18 protein-coding genes are annotated in these 16,947 nt (G+C 77.4%); 10 read left to right on the top strand and 8 right to left on the bottom strand.

Annotation, left to right across the window (positions count from 1 at the left end):
- Window positions 1-14 precede the first annotated feature (14 nt).
- Entirely contained in the window at window positions 15-620 is a 606-nt protein-coding gene (locus WCD41_RS02755) for a TetR/AcrR family transcriptional regulator (protein WP_337711841.1), read from the top strand.
- On the opposite strand, the gene purE is transcribed toward WCD41_RS02755, so the two are convergent.
- Genes purE through WCD41_RS02740 form a run of 3 tightly spaced genes read right to left on the bottom strand, consistent with a single transcriptional unit; the run spans window position 593 to window position 3,257 of the window.
- Window positions 593-1,147: a 5-(carboxyamino)imidazole ribonucleotide mutase gene (gene purE, locus WCD41_RS02750; RefSeq protein WP_337711840.1), complete on the bottom strand. Its 555-nt coding sequence runs from the start codon at window positions 1,145-1,147 to the stop codon at window positions 593-595. The two genes, WCD41_RS02755 and purE, sit on opposite strands and share 28 nt — an antisense overlap.
- The gene (locus WCD41_RS02745; RefSeq protein ID WP_337711839.1) at window positions 1,129-2,328 is read right to left on the bottom strand and encodes a 5-(carboxyamino)imidazole ribonucleotide synthase; all 1,200 of its coding nucleotides are present in this window, start codon (window positions 2,326-2,328) and stop codon (window positions 1,129-1,131) included. The genes purE and WCD41_RS02745 overlap by 19 nt, the downstream gene beginning before the upstream one ends.
- Before the next feature lie 23 nt (window positions 2,329-2,351).
- Window positions 2,352-3,257 carry a GGDEF domain-containing protein gene (locus WCD41_RS02740; RefSeq protein ID WP_337711838.1) on the bottom strand — a complete coding sequence of 302 codons (906 nt, stop codon included), beginning with the start codon at window positions 3,255-3,257 and terminating at the stop codon, window positions 2,352-2,354.
- A 142-nt stretch (window positions 3,258-3,399) separates the two neighbouring features.
- Here WCD41_RS02740 and WCD41_RS02735 point away from each other — a divergent pair, with 142 nt between their 5' ends.
- Together WCD41_RS02735 and WCD41_RS02730 are read left to right on the top strand one after the other, a co-directional pair.
- A complete protein-coding gene (locus tag WCD41_RS02735) occupies window positions 3,400-4,944 on the top strand; it encodes a sigma-70 family RNA polymerase sigma factor (RefSeq protein ID WP_337711837.1) in 1,545 nt (514 codons plus the stop codon).
- The gene (locus tag WCD41_RS02730) at window positions 4,941-5,426 is read left to right on the top strand and encodes a GtrA family protein (protein ID WP_337711836.1); all 486 of its coding nucleotides are present in this window, start codon (window positions 4,941-4,943) and stop codon (window positions 5,424-5,426) included. The genes WCD41_RS02735 and WCD41_RS02730 overlap by 4 nt, the downstream gene beginning before the upstream one ends.
- On the opposite strand, the gene WCD41_RS02725 is transcribed toward WCD41_RS02730, so the two are convergent.
- Together WCD41_RS02725 and WCD41_RS02720 are read right to left on the bottom strand one after the other, a co-directional pair.
- Window positions 5,341-6,255 (bottom strand): DMT family transporter, encoded by a 915-nt coding sequence (locus tag WCD41_RS02725; protein WP_337711835.1) that lies wholly within the window; start codon window positions 6,253-6,255, stop codon window positions 5,341-5,343. The two genes, WCD41_RS02730 and WCD41_RS02725, sit on opposite strands and share 86 nt — an antisense overlap.
- On the bottom strand, window positions 6,252-7,418 hold the full coding sequence (locus WCD41_RS02720) for a cytochrome P450 (RefSeq protein ID WP_337711834.1): 1,167 nt from the start codon (window positions 7,416-7,418) through the stop codon (window positions 6,252-6,254). The genes WCD41_RS02725 and WCD41_RS02720 overlap by 4 nt, the downstream gene beginning before the upstream one ends.
- 54 nt (window positions 7,419-7,472) lie before the next feature.
- On the opposite strand from WCD41_RS02720, the gene WCD41_RS02715 reads away from it, so the two are divergent.
- The 6 genes from WCD41_RS02715 (at window position 7,473) to WCD41_RS02690 (ending at window position 13,174) form a co-directional block, all read left to right on the top strand.
- On the top strand, window positions 7,473-8,483 hold the full coding sequence (locus tag WCD41_RS02715; protein WP_337711833.1) for a 3-oxoacyl-ACP synthase III family protein: 1,011 nt from the start codon (window positions 7,473-7,475) through the stop codon (window positions 8,481-8,483).
- A complete protein-coding gene (locus WCD41_RS02710; protein ID WP_337711832.1) occupies window positions 8,480-9,235 on the top strand; it encodes a glycosyltransferase family 2 protein in 756 nt (251 codons plus the stop codon). The genes WCD41_RS02715 and WCD41_RS02710 overlap by 4 nt, the downstream gene beginning before the upstream one ends.
- Complete coding sequence (locus WCD41_RS02705; protein ID WP_337711831.1) at window positions 9,232-10,356, top strand: cytochrome P450; 1,125 nt, start codon at window positions 9,232-9,234, stop codon at window positions 10,354-10,356. Before WCD41_RS02710 ends, WCD41_RS02705 begins: the two co-directional genes overlap by 4 nt.
- Entirely contained in the window at window positions 10,346-11,857 is a 1,512-nt protein-coding gene (locus WCD41_RS02700; protein ID WP_337711830.1) for a class I adenylate-forming enzyme family protein, read from the top strand. Before WCD41_RS02705 ends, WCD41_RS02700 begins: the two co-directional genes overlap by 11 nt.
- On the top strand, window positions 11,854-12,774 hold the full coding sequence (locus tag WCD41_RS02695; RefSeq protein WP_337711829.1) for an NAD-dependent epimerase/dehydratase family protein: 921 nt from the start codon (window positions 11,854-11,856) through the stop codon (window positions 12,772-12,774). The genes WCD41_RS02700 and WCD41_RS02695 overlap by 4 nt, the downstream gene beginning before the upstream one ends.
- A 142-nt stretch (window positions 12,775-12,916) precedes the next feature.
- Complete coding sequence (locus WCD41_RS02690; RefSeq protein ID WP_337711828.1) at window positions 12,917-13,174, top strand: hypothetical protein; 258 nt, start codon at window positions 12,917-12,919, stop codon at window positions 13,172-13,174.
- A 6-nt stretch (window positions 13,175-13,180) separates the two neighbouring features.
- On the opposite strand, the gene WCD41_RS02685 is transcribed toward WCD41_RS02690, so the two are convergent.
- Window positions 13,181-14,011, bottom strand: a complete 831-nt coding sequence (locus tag WCD41_RS02685) for an SDR family NAD(P)-dependent oxidoreductase (RefSeq protein WP_337711827.1) — start codon at window positions 14,009-14,011, stop codon at window positions 13,181-13,183.
- A 61-nt stretch (window positions 14,012-14,072) separates the two neighbouring features.
- Here WCD41_RS02685 and WCD41_RS02680 point away from each other — a divergent pair, with 61 nt between their 5' ends.
- The gene (locus WCD41_RS02680) at window positions 14,073-14,945 is read left to right on the top strand and encodes a LysR family transcriptional regulator (RefSeq protein ID WP_337711826.1); all 873 of its coding nucleotides are present in this window, start codon (window positions 14,073-14,075) and stop codon (window positions 14,943-14,945) included.
- Window position 14,946: 1 nt separating this feature from the next.
- Here WCD41_RS02680 and WCD41_RS02675 read toward each other — a convergent pair whose 3' ends face one another.
- Entirely contained in the window at window positions 14,947-16,227 is a 1,281-nt protein-coding gene (locus WCD41_RS02675) for a sensor histidine kinase (protein WP_337711825.1), read from the bottom strand.
- A 9-nt stretch (window positions 16,228-16,236) separates the two neighbouring features.
- Window positions 16,237-16,911, bottom strand: coding sequence for a response regulator transcription factor (locus tag WCD41_RS02670; protein WP_337711824.1), 675 nt, complete (start codon window positions 16,909-16,911; stop codon window positions 16,237-16,239).
- Between the last annotated feature and the right edge of the window lie 36 nt (window positions 16,912-16,947).

The raw sequence follows: 16,947 nt of genomic DNA, 5'->3' as shown, positions 1-16,947 counted from the left end.
GGTAGGATCGCCGCGTGCCCGCCACCGAGAGCCCCCGCCGCGGCCGCCGCCCCGGCGACTCCGGGGCACGGGACGCGATCCTCGGCGCGGCGCGGGCGCGCTTCAGCACCGCGGGCTTCCGTGACGCGACGGTCCGGGCGATCGCGGGCGACGCCGGCGTCGACCCGGCCCTGGTCATGCACTACTTCGGGTCGAAGCAGGGCCTGTTCGTCGCCGCCATGGAGTTCCCGCTCGACCCCTCGCAGGTCGTGCCCCGGCTCCTCGCGCCCGGGGTCGACGGGCTGGGCGAGCGGCTCGTCGGCTTCCTCCTGCAGGTCATCGACGAGCTCGGCGAGGCCAACCCGATGCTCGGGCTGGTGCGCTCGGCCGTCGGGCACCCCGACGCGGCGCGGATGATGCGCGAGTTCCTGGGCGAGGCGATCCTCGACCGCATTGCGGCCGCCGTGCAGGCCGACCGTCCGCGCCTGCGCGCCGAGCTGTGCGCGTCGCAGATCGTCGGCGTGATCATGGCGCGCCAGATCCTCGCGCTGCCCGAGCTCGCGGCCGCGGACCGGGCGACGCTGGTCGCCGCCTACGGCCCCACGATCCAGCGCTACCTGACGGGGTCGCTGGCCCCCTGAGTCTCGCCGTGGGCCCGCGCCGCGAGGGCCTCGTCCTTCGCGGCGACAGTCTCGGCGAGCCCGGCCTGGAACCGCTCCATCGCCCGCGCGAGCGACGGGTCGGACGCCCCGAGGATCCGCACCGCGAGCAGGCCGGCGTTGCGCGCCCCGCCGATCGACACCGTCGCGACCGGCACGCCCGCGGGCATCTGCACGATCGAGAGCAGGGAGTCCATGCCGTCGAGGTGGCGCAGCGGCACCGGGACGCCGATCACCGGCAGGACCGTCGCCGACGCGACCATGCCGGGCAGGTGCGCCGCGCCGCCGGCGCCCGCGATGACGGCACGCAGCCCGCGCCCGGCCGCCGCGGCGGCCCAGTCGAGCATCACGCGCGGGGTGCGGTGGGCCGAGAGCACCCGCGCCTCCCACGGCACGCCGAACTCGTCGAGGGCCTCGGCGGCCGCCTGCATCGTCGGCCAGTCGGAGTCGCTGCCCATGACGATGCCGACGACGGGCGCCTGCTCGCTGCTCACTGGTGGGGGTCCCATCCGTCGCTCCACACGCCGGTGGAGAGGTGGTCGGCGGCGAGGCGGGCGCGGGTGCGGACGTCGTCGACGTCGTCACCGCGCACGGTGACGTGCCCGACCTTGCGACCGGGACGCTCGGCCTTGCCGTAGAGGTGCACCCGCGCGTCGGGGAAGCGGGCGAAGGTGTGGTGCAGGCGCTCGTCGACGGCCATGGCCGGCGCCGTCCCGCCCAGGACGTTGGCCATCACGGTGACCGGGGCGGTGGTCGCCGTGGAGCCCAGGGGGTAGTCGAGCACGGCCCGCAGGTGCTGCTCGAACTGCGAGGTCACCGAGCCCTCGATCGTCCAGTGCGCCGAGTTGTGGGGGCGCATGGCGAGCTCGTTGACGACGAGGCCCCCCTGTCCGTCGACACCGTCGGTCTCGAACAGCTCGACGGCGAGCAGCCCGACGACGCCCAGGGCGGCGGCGACGCGCAGCGCGAGCTCACCGGCCTCCTCGGCGCGCTCGAAGTCGAGCCCCGGTGCGGGGGCGAGCACCTCGGTGCAGATGCCCTGCTCCTGCACCGTCTCCACCACCGGCCACACCGCCGCCTGCCCGAACGGCGAGCGGGCCAGGACCGCGGCGAGCTCGCGGCGCAGGGCCACCTTCTGCTCGACCATGAGCGGCGTGCCCGCGGCCAGGAGCTCGGTGACCGTGGTCGCCGCGGCGTCGGCGTCGTCGAGGATCCACACGCCACGCCCGTCGTAGCCGCCCCGGACGGCCTTGAGCACCACCGGCCAGCCGTGCTCGCCCGCGAACGCGGTGACGTCCTCGACGGTCGACACCGCCGCGAACGGGGGCACCGGCTCGCCGAGGTCGCGCAGGCGCGTGCGCATGACGAGCTTGTCCTGGGCGTGCAGGAGGGCGTCCGGGCCGGGATGGACGTTCACGCCCTCGGCGACCAGGGCGCGCAGGTGCTCGCCGGGGACGTGCTCGTGGTCGAAGGTCAGCGCCTCGGCACCCCGGGCGGCACGGCGCAGGGCGTCGAGGTCGGTGTGCTCGCCGAGCACGACGTCGGGTGCGACGAGCGCGGCGGGCTCGTCCGGACCGGTCGCGAGCACCCGCAGCGACTGCCCCAGGGCGATCGCCGCCTGGTGGGTCATCCGCGCGAGCTGGCCCCCGCCGATCATCGTCACCACGGGCAGGCCGGTGCGCTGGTCCACGGTCGGAGGACCATACGGGCAGCTCAGGTGTGATCGGGGTCCGGCTCCTGCCCCCGCAGCCGTTCGAGGAGCGCGCACGCGCCCTCGTGCGTGGCGGGTAGGCGCGCGATCCGCACCGACGGCGAGCCGACGATCCCCTCGGCCGCCGCGAGCCTGCGGGTCAGGAGGCGCCGCAGCACCGCGGCGCGCTCGGGGAGGCCCTCGCGGGGGGCGAGCACGACGACCGTGCCGCGCCCGACGACGGCCAGCGACTCCCCGGCGTCGAACACGACCCCGGCGGCGTCGCCGGCGATCGACAGCGGCACGACGCGGCGCCAGTCGCGGACGTCGAGCGCGAGCACCACGAGCGCGTGGTCGTCACCGGCGGCGCGGCCGTGCGCGCGGGCGGCGCGGTAGATCTCGGCGAGCCGGGTGCGCAGGTAGCGGACGCTCGCGAGGCCGGACAGCGGGTCGACGGCCGCGGTCTCGGCGATGTCACCGCAGGCCACGTCGGTCCACGCCAGCGACACCGCGCGGAGCAGGCGGACACCGTCCGGTCCCCGGTGGGAGGCGCGCGCCTCGACCACGGCGGACCCGTCGGTGTCGGTGGCGCCCGAGGCGGCGGTGCTGAGCGCGGCCAGGTCGGTGAGGGTCTCGGCCAGGCCGACGCCGGCGCTCGCGCGGGCGCCCGCCCACCGGGCGAGGGCGCGTTCGACGGCCCGCTCACGGGCGGCCTGGCTGTCGTAGCGCGCGGTCGCCGCGGCGCACACCGCCTCCACCTCGGGGTCCGGCCACTCCGCCGCGGCCGCCCAACCGAGGGCGCTGCTGCAGGCGAACCAGCGTTCCCGCAGCACGGCGGCGCGCTCGGGCCGGGGGCTCGCGCGGTCGGGCGCGGCACCCGCGACCCGGCCGTCCGCACGTGTCGCCGTGCCGATGCTGCTGACGTCCATCCACGACCTCTCGTGCGGAGTCCCCGTGCGCTTCCGGGAGAAGAGACGCGCGGGGCCGTCGCCCATGACGGTGACGCTCACCGATTCGGCCGTAGGGACCACGCGACACTCGACCGGACGGGTGAGGGGGAGGTGAGCGCGGATGTCGGTCAACGGTCTCGGGGACGGCGACGGGGACGACTCCCGCAGCGACGCCGAGCTCATCGCCCGCCTGCGGGGACGGGGCGCCGACCGCGACTCCACGGAGGCCTTCGCCACGCTCTACGCGCGTCACCAGCAGGCGGCCCGGGCCCTCGCGCGCCAGCTCGCCCGCTCCCCCGCCGACGCCGACGACCTCGTCGCCGGGGCCTTCACCCGCATGCTCGAGATCCTGCGGGCCGGGCGGGGACCCACCGAGGCGTTCCGCGCGTACCTGCTGACCTCGGTCCGGCACCTCGCCTACGACCGCACCCGCGCCGAGCGGCGCCTCGACCTCACCGACGACATCGTCGACGTGCACGGCATCGACCCCGACGGCACCGTCGTCCCGTTCACCGACCCCGCGCTCGCGGGCCTCGAGCGGACGATGGCCGCGAAGGCGTTCGCGACGCTGCCGGAGCGCTGGCAGGCCGTGCTCTGGCACCTCGAGGTCGAGGGCGACAGCCCGGCCGACATCGCCCCGCTGTTCGGGCTGACCGCCAACGCCGTCTCCGCGCTCGGCTACCGCGCGCGGGAGGGTCTGCGGCAGGCCTACCTGCAGGAACACCTCGACGCCGGCTCCCGGCGCTGGGACCGCCGGCACCGCGAGACCGGCGAGAAGCTCGGGGCCTACACGCGCGGCGGGCTCGCGAACCGCGAGGCGCAGCGCGTCGAGACCCACCTCGCCGAGTGCGCCGAGTGCCGCGCGCTGGCCGCCGAGCTGCGCGACGTCAACGCCGGCATGATCCGCTCGGTGGTCGCCCCGCTCGTGCTCGGCGCCGGGCTCGTCGGCTACCTGGCCTCGCGCGGCTCGACGGGCCCGCTGGCGTTCCAGGCCAGCACCGGCGAGCTCGCCGTCGCCGGCGGCGGCGCGCTCGGCGTGCTGGGGGCCCTGACCGGCCTCACCCCGCGTCCCGTCGCCCCGACCCGGGTGCGCACCGCCGGCGCCCTGGGGCTCGCCGGTGTCGTCGGCGTGGCGGCGTTCGTGATCGGCGACGTGGTGGAGCCACCGGCCCTGCCGCCGATGCAGGCAGCGCCGGCCCCGGCGCTGCCGCCCGTCCTGCCGCCCGTCCTGCCGCCCGTCCTGCCGCCGGCGCTGCCGTCCCCGGTCCTCCCGCCGGGTCCGGCGGTGCCCCCGCGCGTTCCCGCGGCGCCGGACGCGGTGCTCGCGCTGCCCGGGCTGCTCGACGACGAGACCGGCGACGCCGCGGGCGCCGGACCGCGCCGGGGGGATCGTCCCGCCGCGGCCGCGGAGAGCACGTCGGAGCCGTCCGTGTCCGCCACCCGGCGGTCCCCCCGGACCGCGAGGACGGCACCGGCGACCCCAGCGCCCGCCCGCGCGCGGGATGCGGACGGCGGCGGGCTCACGCTGCTGGCGTCGCGGGACGAGGTCCGGCGCGACGGCACGAGCTGCCTGATCACCGCGCGCCTGCCCGTCGTCGACGCCGGCGGCGTGATCTGCGGGACCGGCACCGGGGCGCGGAGGTCCTCACTAGACTCGCGGCGATGACGGGGGTCCGCGACGTGCCGGGGTGGGCCGGCCGGCTCGTCGGGGGACACGGCGAGCTGGTCAAGTTCGCGACGGTCGGGGCGATCACCTTCGTGGTCGACACCGCCGTGTTCGTCACGGCGAAGTCGACCGTACTCGAGCCCAAGCCCGTCACCGCGAAGATCGTGGCGGTGCTGGTCGCGACCATCGTCGGCTACGTGCTCAACCGCGAGTGGTCGTTCCGCCTGCGCGGCGGCCGCGGCCGGCCCCACGAGGCGCTGCTCTACTTCGTGGTGTCCGGCATCGCGCTCGCGATCAACGCCGCGCCGCTCGGCGTCTCGCGCTACGTGCTCGACCTCGCCCAGCCGGCGGTGTCGTCGCTGACCGAGCACGTGGCCGACCTCGTGAGCGCCCAGGTCATCGGGACCCTCCTCGCGATGGTCTTCCGCTGGTGGGCGTTCCGCCGGTGGGTGTTCCCCGACGAGGTCGGTCCGCTGCGGTAGACGCGTCGCCGACGCCGCGGGCGAGCACGACCACCGCCCCGCAGGCGGCCACCGCCGCCACGACGACGGGCGGGCCGAGCCCCGCGAGCGTCTCGGCGAGCACGGCCACACCGAGCACCGCCGCGACCACCGGCTCCCCGGCCGCCACCACGGGCAGCGACGCCGGCAGCGGACCCGCGCGGTAGGCCAGCTGCTGCGCGGCCGTCCCGGCGAGCAGCACCACGGCCGCCGTCGCCGTCTCCCACGCCCCCAGCACCGCCGCGGGACCCGCCGGGACGAGCGCGACCACCGTCGTCGTCAACGCCGCCCCCAGCCCGTAGAGCAGCGCCGCCGGGACCCCGAACAGCACCGCCCGCGCCGGTCCCGGCCGGGCGCGACGCGCCCCGGCGAGCGCCGCCACGGTCATCACGGCCAGCACGAGCAGCGCCGGCGCCCAGGTCGCGAGCGGGACCCGGTCGAGACCGCGCACCGGCCGCCCCAGCGCCACCAGCACCGCCAGCGCCGCCGCGAGCACCACGCCCGCCACGACCTCGCCGCGGCGTGGGCGGCGCCCGGCGGCCCGCGCCCCGCCCAGCAGCGCGACGAGCACGGACACCGCCATGATCGGCTGGACGAGCAGCAGCGGCCCGAACGCCCGCGCCGCGAGCAGCACGACGAACCCCGCCGTGTCCGCGGCCGCCCCGGCGAGCCAGCGCCGCCGCTGCACGAGGGCGGCGAAGAACCCGGCGCCGCGGTCGGGCGTCGTCGCGGCCGCCGTCTGCTGCAGCACGGCGGAGACGCCGACGAGCAGGGCCGCGACCAGCGCCAGCAGGGTGGCGAGGGCGGTCACGCGGTGACGATCCGCAGCTCGGCGTACGCCGGCACCAGCACCCGGCGTGCCGCACGGCGTCCCGTGACCCGCCACGGCTCGCCCGTCGCGATCAGCGCCCGCAGGAGCGCGGCGAGCACGGCCTTCGCGAGCGCCGACCCGAGGCACTGGTGGCGTCCGGCGCCGAACCACAGCTGACGGGTGGCCGGGTCGTAGGGGCGGTCGAGGTCGAAGCCGCCCGCGGCGTTGTCCACGGTGTGGGTCAGGACGAGCAGCCGGTCCCCGGCCCGCAGGCGCGCGGACCCGAGGGCGATGTCGCCGGTGACGTGCCGGCCGACGACGGGGGCGGGGGTGCTGACGCGCAGGCCCTCGCGCACCGCGTCGGGCACGAGGCCGGGCTCGGCGACCAGCCGCCCGGCGCTGCCGGTGTCGGCGACGAGCGCGACCGTGCGGGCCATCGCGCTCGCCGCCGTGCCGGTGCCCGCGACGGCCATGAGGACCGCCAGCCCCTCGGTCTCGCGCCGGCCCAGCCCGAGCGCGCGGCAGCGACCGAGCAGCCGGTCCTCCCCCGCGTGCGCCCACCCCTCGGCCACGCCCGCGGTCAGCGTGGCGACGAGCTCCCGGGCCGTCGCGACCGTCGCGGGGTCGAGGTGGGTGGAGGCGCCGGTGCCGAGCGCGAGGGAGGCGAGACGTTCGGCGGTCCCGAACCGGGTCCGGGCCTGCTCGTCGGTGGTGTCCGGCAGGCCCAGCAGGTCGGCGACGAGCCGGCCGGTGAGCACGCGGGCGAGGTCGGCGACGTCGAGCTCCGCGCCGCTGCGCAGCGTGGCGGTCGCCGCGGCGAGGGTGGGGGTCAGCACCCGGTCGACGTGGGCGCGGGCCGACGCCTCGGTGAACACGTCGCGCACCCGCGCGCGCAGGGCGGCGTGCCCCGAGCCGTCGAAGAGGTCGGTGACCCAGTCGCCGAGGACCTGGGCCCACAGGTGCCCGACCCCGCCCTCGCCGAGCACGCTGGTGTTCCGGTGGTCGCCGAGCGCCCGCCGCGCGAGCACCGGGTCGGCCACCAGCCACCCCACGCGTGGCACCCGGCGCACCGGGCCGGTCCAGCGCCCGGCGCGCAGCAGCACCCAGAGTGCCGGGCGTGAGCTGAACAGCAGCCAGGATTCGTGACGCTGTGCGGTCGTCATGTCAGTATTTCTCCCCTGCCGGGGTGGGCCCGGGGAAGGGTGAGATCACTCGGTATGACCACCCTTCTCGCCGGTGCCGCGGTGCACCTGCCCGGTGAGCTGCTGACGACCGCCGAGACCGAGGCCCGCATCGCCGCGGCGAGCGACGGGTTCGTCCCGCGCCCGGGCATGATCGAACGCGTCACCGGCATCACGCAACGTCATGTCATGCCGGACGACGCCCAGGCCTCGGACCTCGCCGTCGCCGCCGTCCGCAAGCTGCTCGCCGATCAGGGGCGGCGCATCGAGGACGTCGACCTGCTGATCTTCGCCTCGGCCAGCCAGGACATGGTGGAGCCCGCGACCGCCCACATCGTGGCCGCCGGGCTCGGCGCCCGGTGCCCCGTCATGGACGTCAAGAACGCCTGCAACAGCGTCCTGAACGCGGTCCAGGTGGCCGAGGCGCTGATCGACGCCGGCCAGTACGCCCGGGTCGTCGTCTGCTCCGGCGAGACGCCGTCGCGGGCGACGCGGTGGGCGATCCGCGACACCGCCCAGTTCGTCGAGGCCTTCGCCGGCTTCACGATGTGCGACGCGGGCGCGGCGCTGCTGCTCGAGCGGCACGACGCCGGCGACGGCCGGGGCGTCTTCCACCGGGCGTTCACCGCCGACTCGCGGCACTGGGAGGTCGGCACGCTGCCCGCCGGCGGCTCGGCGTACCCGCGCGACCCGGACGCCGGCCACTTCCGGCTCGATGGCGCCCGGCTGCGGGCGGCGTTCGAGGCGCTCGGGCCCGGCCTGCTGCACGACGCCCTCGACGCCCACGGGCTGACCTGGGCCGACTTCGCCGTGGTGTGCGTGCACCAGGTCGCGATGCCCGCGCTGCGGGTGTTCGCGCGCGGGGCGGGCGTGCCCGCCGACAAGCTCGTCGTCACCCTCCCCGAGCACGGCAACGCGGCGTCGGCGACCCTGCCGCTGCAGCTCGTGACGGCGATCGAGCAGGGCCGCGCCGGGCCCGGCGACCGGGTCGCGCTCGTCGGGCTCGCCGGCGGCATCTCGCTGGGTGTCGTGCTGGTGGTGCTGTGAGCCCGCCGGTGGATCTCTGGGTGGTGGTCCCCGCCTACGACGAGGCACGCGGGATCACCGCGACGCTCGACGCGCTGGCCGCCCAGCACGACCGCGCGTTCACCGTGCTCGTCGTCGACAACGGCAGCCGCGACGGCACCGGTGACGTGGTCCGGGCCCACGACCGGGGGCTCGACCTGCGGGTGATCGGCGAGCCGGTGAAGGGCACGGGCGCCGCGGCCGACACCGGGATGCGCCACGCCATCGACGCCGGCGCGACGCTGCTCGCGCGCACCGACGCCGACTGCCTGCCCGGCCCGGGCTGGACCGCGGCGCTGCGGGCGGGGTTCGCCGACGGGCTCGAGCTGATCGGCGGGCGCCTGGTGCCGCGCACCGACGAGGTGCGGCTGCGGCTCTGGGAGCGCCGGGGCCTGCCGGCCGTCGTCGCCGTCGCGGCGGCGTTCGGGCGGCTGCGGCCGTCGAACCGGGGTCCGGCCTACCGCGGGCCCTACGTCATGTGCGCGGGCTGCAACCTCGCGATCACCGCGGAGCTCTACCGGCGCAGCGGCGGCTTCCCGCGCACGGCGATCGAGGACGTCCACGAGGACCGCGCGCTGGTCAACGCCGTGCGCCGGGTCGGCGGGCGGATCGGGCGGCGCCGCGACGCCGTCGTCGCCGGGTCGGTGCGGCGGGTGCGCGCGTACGGGCTGGTGGGGACGCTCGGCTGGTACGCCGACCACCGGCACCGTCCCGACGTGGTGGACGTGCGGTGATCACTGATCGGCGGTTGATCGACGCCGCGCACCCCGTCGCGGCCCCCCTGGCGCGGCTGGCCGCGCGGCGCCCGGTGGTGCGGGTGCCCGGGGTGGGCGCGGTGGTCAGCGACGCCGCCCTGGCCCGCGCGGTGCTGACCGACACCGAGCGCTTCCGCAAGGACGGCCCCGGCGGGCCCGGTGCGCTGTGGACACCGGTGCTGGGCGAGGCCGTGCTGCTGGGGATGGAGGGCGAGCGGCACCGGGCGATGCGCCGGGCGCTGGCCGACCTGTTCACCGCGGGGGCGTCGCGGCAGCTGGTCGACGTGGCCGTGGGCCCCCGGCTGGCGTCGCTGGCCGCGCGGCTGCGCTCGGGGGCGGAGGTCGACCTCGTCGACGAGATGCGGGTGGTGGCCGGTGCGGTGATCGCCGCGCTCGTGGGCCTCGACGGCGGGCCCGGGGAGCACCGCGCGATGAGCCTGCGGGCGACGCGGGTGGCCGCGACCGTCCGCCCGACCACCCGCACGCTGTCCCCGCGCCGCGCCGCCCGGGCCCGTGCCGAGCTGGCGCCCGTGGTGGACGCGGCCTCGGCGTCGTGGCGCTCCCGGCGCCCCGGGACGGTGATGGCGCGGCTGCGCGACGCGGGCGTGGACCACGACGCGGCGTGCGGGGCGGCCGCGGCGCTGTTCCTCACCGGCACCGAGACCGTCGTCGCCCTGCTGCCCCGGCTCGTCGCGCTGCTGATCGACACCGGCCAGCAGGACGCCGACCTCGACGCCGCCGTCGACGAGGCGCTGCGCTTCACCGCGCCGTCGCCGGCGATGCTGCGCCGGGTCGCCGCGCCCGCGACGGTCGGCGGGTGCCCGCTGCGCGCCGGCGACCGCGTCCTCGTGCTCACCCACGCCGCCGTGGGGGCCGGCTCCGACTTCCGGGTGGGCGCGCCGGTCGACCCGGCGGCGCGGTCGCTGTGGTTCGGCGCGGGCCCGCACCACTGCCTCGGCGCGGCCCTGGCCCGAGTCGAGGTGCGGGCGACGGCCGCGGCCGCACTGTCCGCGGGCTCCCTGCGGGTGGTGCGCCGGCGTCCGTCGCGGCGGGTGCTGGTCCCGTCCTGGCGCGAGCTGGTGGTGGCCCGTGCCCGCTGACCTGGCCCGCACCGTCCTCGAGGCCTGCGCGCGGCACCCCGACCGCGTGGCCCTGCTCGACGGGCTCGGGCGCCCGGTGCGCTTCTCCGCGCTGCGCTCGCGGGTGCTCGCGGTGGCCGCCGGTCTCCGTACCCGGGGTCTGGAGCCCGGCGACCGGGTGCTGTTCGCGGTCCCGCCCTCGCCGACGTCGCTGGCCCTCGCCCTCGGGGTCGTCACCGCCGGCGGTGTCCTCGCCTTCGCCGACCCCCGCGCGGGCGAGGCGGTGCTCACCGCCCGGGCCGCGCTGCTGGCGCCGCGCTGGGCGATCGCCGCCTCGCCGGTCCACGCGCTGGCCGGTCGCCCCTGGCGCAGGCTGGGCGACGTCACCCACGTCCGCGTCGGCCCCTGGCTCCCCGGCGTCCCCCGAACCAGCGTGTCGTGGCGCGGCGTGTCGTGTCAGCGGCGTGGCGTCGCTGACACTGAGCGTCCGTATTCTTCCGTCGATCATGAGGCGTACGGCGACCACGACGCGCCGGCACTGATCATCCCGACCTCCGGCACGACCGCCGCGCCCCGACTCGTCGTGCACTCCCGCGCCGGGCTCGGGGCGGGGCTGGCGGCGTTCGCGGCGCGGGTGCCGTTCGGGCCCGGCGACGTCGTCCACACCGACCAGCTCATGATCGGCCTGCCCGCCCTCGCCGGCGGGGCGACGTGGTCGCTGCCCGCCCTCGGGGCCCGCGCGTCGCGGCTCGGGCGGGTGCTGCGCCGCCGCGGCGCGACGCACACCTTCTGCGTGCCGGCCGACGTCGAGACCGTCGTGCGCGGCGGGCTGCCGCCCGGGCTGCGAGGGGTGCTGCTCGGCGCGGCGCCCGTGCTCCCGGGGCCCCTGCGGCGGCTGCGCGCGGCGGCCCCCGACGCCGAGCTGCTCGCGATCTACGGGATGACCGAGCTCGCGCCCGCCTGCCTCGCCACCGCCGAGGAGAAGATCGCGCACACCGACGGCGGCGCGGAGGGCGACCTGCTCGGCACGCCCCTGCCGGGCGTCGACGTCCGGGTGGTCGACGACGAGCTGCGCTTCCGGGCCCCGCACCAGGCGGTGGGCTACTACGGGACCGGCGATGAGAGTGGAGTTGCGGACACTCAACGTCTGCGGCGCCGCGCCGCTGACATCGCGAGCGGGGATCTGGGGCGGGTGCTCGACGACGGGCGGGTGGTGCTGACGGGGCGGCGCAAGGACATGATCATCCGGGGCGACCGCAACATCTACCCCGGGTTGTACGAGGCCGCGGTCACCGACCTGCCGGGGGTGCGGGAGGCGCTGCTCGTGGGCGTGCCGACCCCGGCGGGCGACGAGCACGTCGTCCTCGCGGTCGCGGGCACCGCGCCGAGCGCCGCCACCGTCCGGCGTCTGTTCGGCGTCGACGCGCCCGACGAGGTGGTCGTGCTCGACGAGCTGCCCCGCGGCGGGCGGTCCCGCAAGCCCGACCGCGCCGCGCTGCGCGACCGGCTGACGCGCCGGTGAGGATCGCGGTCACCGGTGCGTCCGGGTTCGTGGGCGGGGCGGTGTGTCGCGCGGCGGTGGCGGCCGGTCTCGACGTCCTCGCCCTCGGGCGGCGCCCGCACGTCGACCCCGCGCACGTCGCCGGGGCGCCCTACCGCGCCCACGACCTCACCGACGGTCCCCCCGACCTCGCCGGCGCCGACGCCGTCGTGCACGCCGCCGGCCCGGCCTCGGACGCGCTCACGGCGCAGCAGCAGTGGGACGCCCACGTCGGCGGCACCCGGGCCGTCCTCGCCGCTCTCCCCCACGGCGCGCGGCTCGTGCACCTCTCGACGGCGAGCGTCTACGACCCGCGCCGCCCGACCGTCCGCGCCCGCGAGGACGCCGCTCCCGTCCCCTGCCACCCTGACGCGTACGGCGCCGCGAAGGCCCACGCCGAGCGGCTGGTGCGCGCCAACCGCCCGGACGCGGTGATCCTGCGCCCGCACGCGGTCTACGGGCCGGGCGAGAGCACCCTGCTCCCCCGGCTCCTCGCCGCCCTGCGGGCGGGACGGCTCGTCGTGCCGGGGCGCGGGTCCCGCGCGATCAGCCTGACGCGGATCGACACCCTCGTCGGGGCCGTGCTCGCGGTCCTCGACGGACCGGCCGGCACCTACAACGTCGCCGACGCCGAACCCGTCGACCTGCTCGCCACCCTCGAGACCGTGCTCGCCGCGCGGGGCGTCCGGGCCCGGCCGCTCGGCGTGCCGACCGCGCTCGCGTACGCGATCGCGTTCGTCGCGGAGGCGAGCGGCCGCATCCGCGGCACCACGCCCGTGCTCAGCCGCTACGCGGTCCGCCACCTCGCCGTGGAACGAACGCTGGACGTGAGCGCGCTGAGGGCCCGATCGGGGTACGCGCCTGCACCGACGGACGTCCTCGACGCGGCCATCTGGTGATCGCGACGACCGCCGGTCTCCGGTGACGGGCCGGTCGTCGCCCGATCGCGCTGAGTGTTCCAAGGTTCTTGATACCTTCGGTACCGCTCGACCGCAGGGGCCTCAGCAGGTCGGGCTCGAAGGACGCGGAGGAGGACCAGCTGTGCCGAAGCTGCCGTGCCCGCATCGACCCACCGGCCGGGGTGTCCCCGCCGATCCCCTCCTCGAACCCGACGAGTTCGAGCAGTGCGACGGCCTCATGGTCCTCGTCCTCGACCCCGTCACCGGTGCCGCCGACACCTACGGCCCCTACCCCGCCGGGCGGGCCCGCGAGGAGGCCCACGGACGCCGTCAGGAGCTCGACGCCGAGGACCTCACCGAGGTGACGGTGGCGCTGGTGCGCCACCACCGTCCCCGCTGACCCGACTCAGAGGTCCGTGCCCGCCGACACCGGCTCCCACCGCTCGAGGTCGTCGGCGATCCCGGCCAGACGGGTCCGGATCCCCGCCACCGCGTCGCCGCCCAGCGGCAAGCGCAGCGGCGCGTCGTCGGCGTCGAGGGCGTGCAGGATCGCGGCGGCCGCCTTCGCCGGGTCGCCGGGCTGGCTGCCGTCGCCGCCGGTCACGAACGCCCGGGTGGGCCCGACGGTGTCCTCGTACTCCGGCATCGGCGTCGACATCACCGCCGCGCCCGGACGGAACAGCTCGGTGCGGAACGCGCCCGGCTCGACGATGAGGAACCGCACGTGCGGGCACTCCTGCGCGACGGTCTCGGTGAGCCCCTCGAGGGCGAACTTGGTCGCGCAGTAGGCCCCGAAGCCCGGGACGCAGACCTGGCCGCCCACCGACGACATCTGCACGACCGCGCCCGCACCCTGCGCCCGGAGGTGCGGCAGCGCGGCGCGGGTGAGGAACGCCGGCCCCAGGACGTGCAGGTCGAACAGTGCCCGCAGCTCGTCGTCGGTGGTCTCCTCGAGGGCGCCGACCTGGGTGCGGCCGGCGTTGTTGACCAGCACGTCGAGACGCCCGTGCCGGGCGACGACGTCGTCGACGGCGGCGGTGAGGTCGGCGGACGGGCCGGTGACGTCGAGGGCGAGCGGCTCGACGCGGTCGGGGTGGGCCCCGGCGAGCTCGGTCAGGGCGTCGGTGCGGCGAGCGGCGGCGACGACCGTGTCGCCGGCGGCGACCGCGGCCTCGGTGATCGCGCGGCCGAACCCGCTGGAGGCACCGGTGACGAGCCAGACGCGTGGGGAGGTCATGGCGACGATCCTGGCCGCGGCGCCGCTGGACGTCCAAGAGCAGCTGTGATCACCATCGGCTATGGACGTCCACACCCGCGACCTGCGCTACTTCCTCGCGGTCGCGCAGGAGCGTCACGTGACGCGCGCGGCCGCCCGGCTCCACGTCAGCCAGCCGGCGCTGAGCAAGCAGCTGCGCGCCCTCGAGCGCCAGGTCGGGGCGGTCCTGCTGCACCGGCTCCCGCACGGCGTCGAGCTGACCCCGGCGGGCGAGGCACTGCTCCCGCACGCCCGCGCGATCACCGAGCGCACCGACGAGGCCGCCCGGGACGTCGCCGCGGCCGGTCTGCGTCTGGTGGTCGGCGTGAGCACCGGGGTCGGGCGCGGGCTGCTGCCGGCGGTGCGCTCGCGGGTCGCCGCGCAGGATCTGGACCCGCGGGTGCGGCTGGTGGCGTGGGACGACGCCACCGCGGGTCTCGCCGACGGCACCAGCGACGTGGCCGTGGCGTGGGCGCCGGTGCCGGGGCGGGTGCGCACCCTCGTGCTCGCCCGCGAGACCGTCTGCGCCGGGCTGCCGCCGGGGCACGACCTCGCCGGGCGGGGCTCGCTGTCGTTCGCGGACCTCCGCGACGAACCCTTCCTCGCCCTGCCGCTCGCCGCCGGCCCGCTGCGGGCGGCGTGGCTGGCCGAGGCGCAGCGCGACGGACGCCCGGCCCGCATCGGCGGCGAGGTCCGCTCGGTCGAGGAGACCCACGAGGCGCTGCTCGACGGGCGCGGGGTCGTGCTGCTCGCCGCGGGCAACGCCGACGCCCTGGCGCGCGGCGGTGTCGTCGTGGTCCCGGTGACCGACCTGCCGCCCTGCACGCTCGTGCTCGCCTGGCGCGCCGACGACCGCAGGCCCGCCGTGCGCGCCTACGTCGACGCGTGCCGGGAGGTGCTGGCCGCGCGCGGGTGACCTACCGCGGGCCGGTCGTGGGCAACGGCCGGGGCGCGGCGACGGCCCGGTCGGTGCGGGGCACGGGCAGGAAGATCGAGAACGTCGCCGGCCGAGTGCGGGCGAGCTCGAGGCGCCCGCCGTCGGCCTCCACCAGCGCGCGGGCCAGGGCGAGGCCCACCCCCGTCGAGGCGGCCCCGGACACCCCGCGGTCGAAGACGTGAGGGGCGAGCTCGGGCGGGACGCCGTCCCCGTGGTCGCCGACCTCGACGACGATCGTGTCGTTGTCGCCGAGGCGGGCCGTCAGCGTGACGCCGCCCTTGCCGTGGCGCAGGGCGTTGTCGACGAGCACGCCCAGCGCCTCGCGCAGCCGCCCGGAGGTCGCGCGCGCGACGAGCCCGTCCGGGGTCCGGACCCGGATCGTGCGGCCCTCGGAGCGCAGCGGGTCGCGCCACTCGTCGGCGACGGCCTCGAGCTCGCCGGCCACCTCGATGGGCGCCGCCCCGGCCGCGCGGGCCTCGCGGGCGGACGCGAGGAGCTCGTCGAGGACCTCGGCGAGGCGCTCGGCCTGCTCGAGCGCCGCCGCGCCCTCCGAGGACACGAACTCGTCGGGGTGCGCCGCGAGCTCGTCGAGGCGCAGCTGCAGGGCGGTGAGCCGGCTGCGCAGCTGGTGGGACACGTCGCCCACCAGCTCGCGCTCGCGCTGGACGAGCTCGGCGAGCGCCGTGGCCGAGGAGTCCAGGACGTCGGAGACCCGGTCGAGCTCGGGGATGCCGTGGCGGTGCGGCGCCGGCCGGAAGTCGCCGGCGCCCAGTCGGGCGGCCCGCCCCGCGACCTGTTGCAGCGGGTCGGCCAGGCGCCGGGCGGTCAGCGTCGCCACCACCGCCCCGACCGCCACCGACAGCAGCACCGCGGCCAGCACCAGCGCCGTCGCCTGCAGCTGGCGCGCCCGCATCTCGGTGATCGGCTCCGAGAGCACCGCCGAGCCGCTCAGGCCGAACGGCAGCGTCTCGCTGACGGTCGGGCCCGGCGCGAGCTCGCCGAGGCTGCTCACCCCGCGCGGTGTGCGCACCACCAGTGACCCGCCCGGCGGCACCGCGATGCCCACCGCACTGAGGTCGACGGGCCGGTCGCCCGAGACCTGCGAGTCGAGCGTCGCTACGACCTGCCGGAGCCGGGAGTTGATGTCCGCGCGCGTGAAGTCCTCGACGAGGCGCCAGGTGGTCAGCGCGAGCGGCCCGCCCAGCACCGCCACGGTGATCGTGACGACGATGAGCGTGGAGACGAGGATCCGGCGTCGCACCAGGAGGTCCTAGGTGTTGAAGCGGAACCCGACCCCGCGCACCGTGCTGATGCGCTTGCCGCCCGCGGCGCCCGCGCTGTCGTCGGCGAGCTTGCGGCGCAGCCACGACATGTGCATGTCCAGCGTCTTGGAGGTCTTCATCTCGGGGTCGTTCCAGACCTCGCGGAGTATCTCCTCGCGGGACACCACCTGCCCGGCGTGGGCCATGAGCACCCGGAGCAGCTCGAACTCCTTGTTGGCCAGGCCGACCTCGACCCCGTCCACCGTCACCCGCCGCGCCGACGGCTCGAGGCGCACCCCACCGGCGTCGAGGACCTCCGGCGCCCGCCGCCGCAGCAGCGCCCGCACCCGGGCCAGGAGCTCGGCCAGGCGGAACGGCTTGCCCACGTAGTCGTCCGCGCCGGCATCGAGCCCGACGACGAAGTCGACCTCGTCGGTGCGCGCCGTGAGCATGAGGACCGGGAGGTCCGGCTGGTCGGCCCGCACGCGGCGGCAGACCTCGAGGCCGTCCATCCCGGGCAGGCCGAGGTCCAGCACCATGAGGTCCGGCCCGCCCGCGCCCGCCTGGTGGAGCGCGGCCTGGCCGTCGCCGACGACGTCGACCTCGTAGCCCTCGCGCTGCAGCGCACGGGAGAGGGGTCCGGCGATCGCCGCGTCGTCCTCGACGAGCAGCACGGTGGTCACCGCGCCACAGTAGCCCCAGCACGGACCCCGCCTGGC

Origin of the sequence: Actinomycetospora aeridis, from assembly GCF_037400275.1 — a bacterium.
GTDB lineage: Bacteria > Actinomycetota > Actinomycetes > Mycobacteriales > Pseudonocardiaceae > Actinomycetospora > Actinomycetospora aeridis.
Note: the sequence above shows the minus strand (reverse complement) of the source record. Positions and strands in the feature narration are given on the sequence as shown.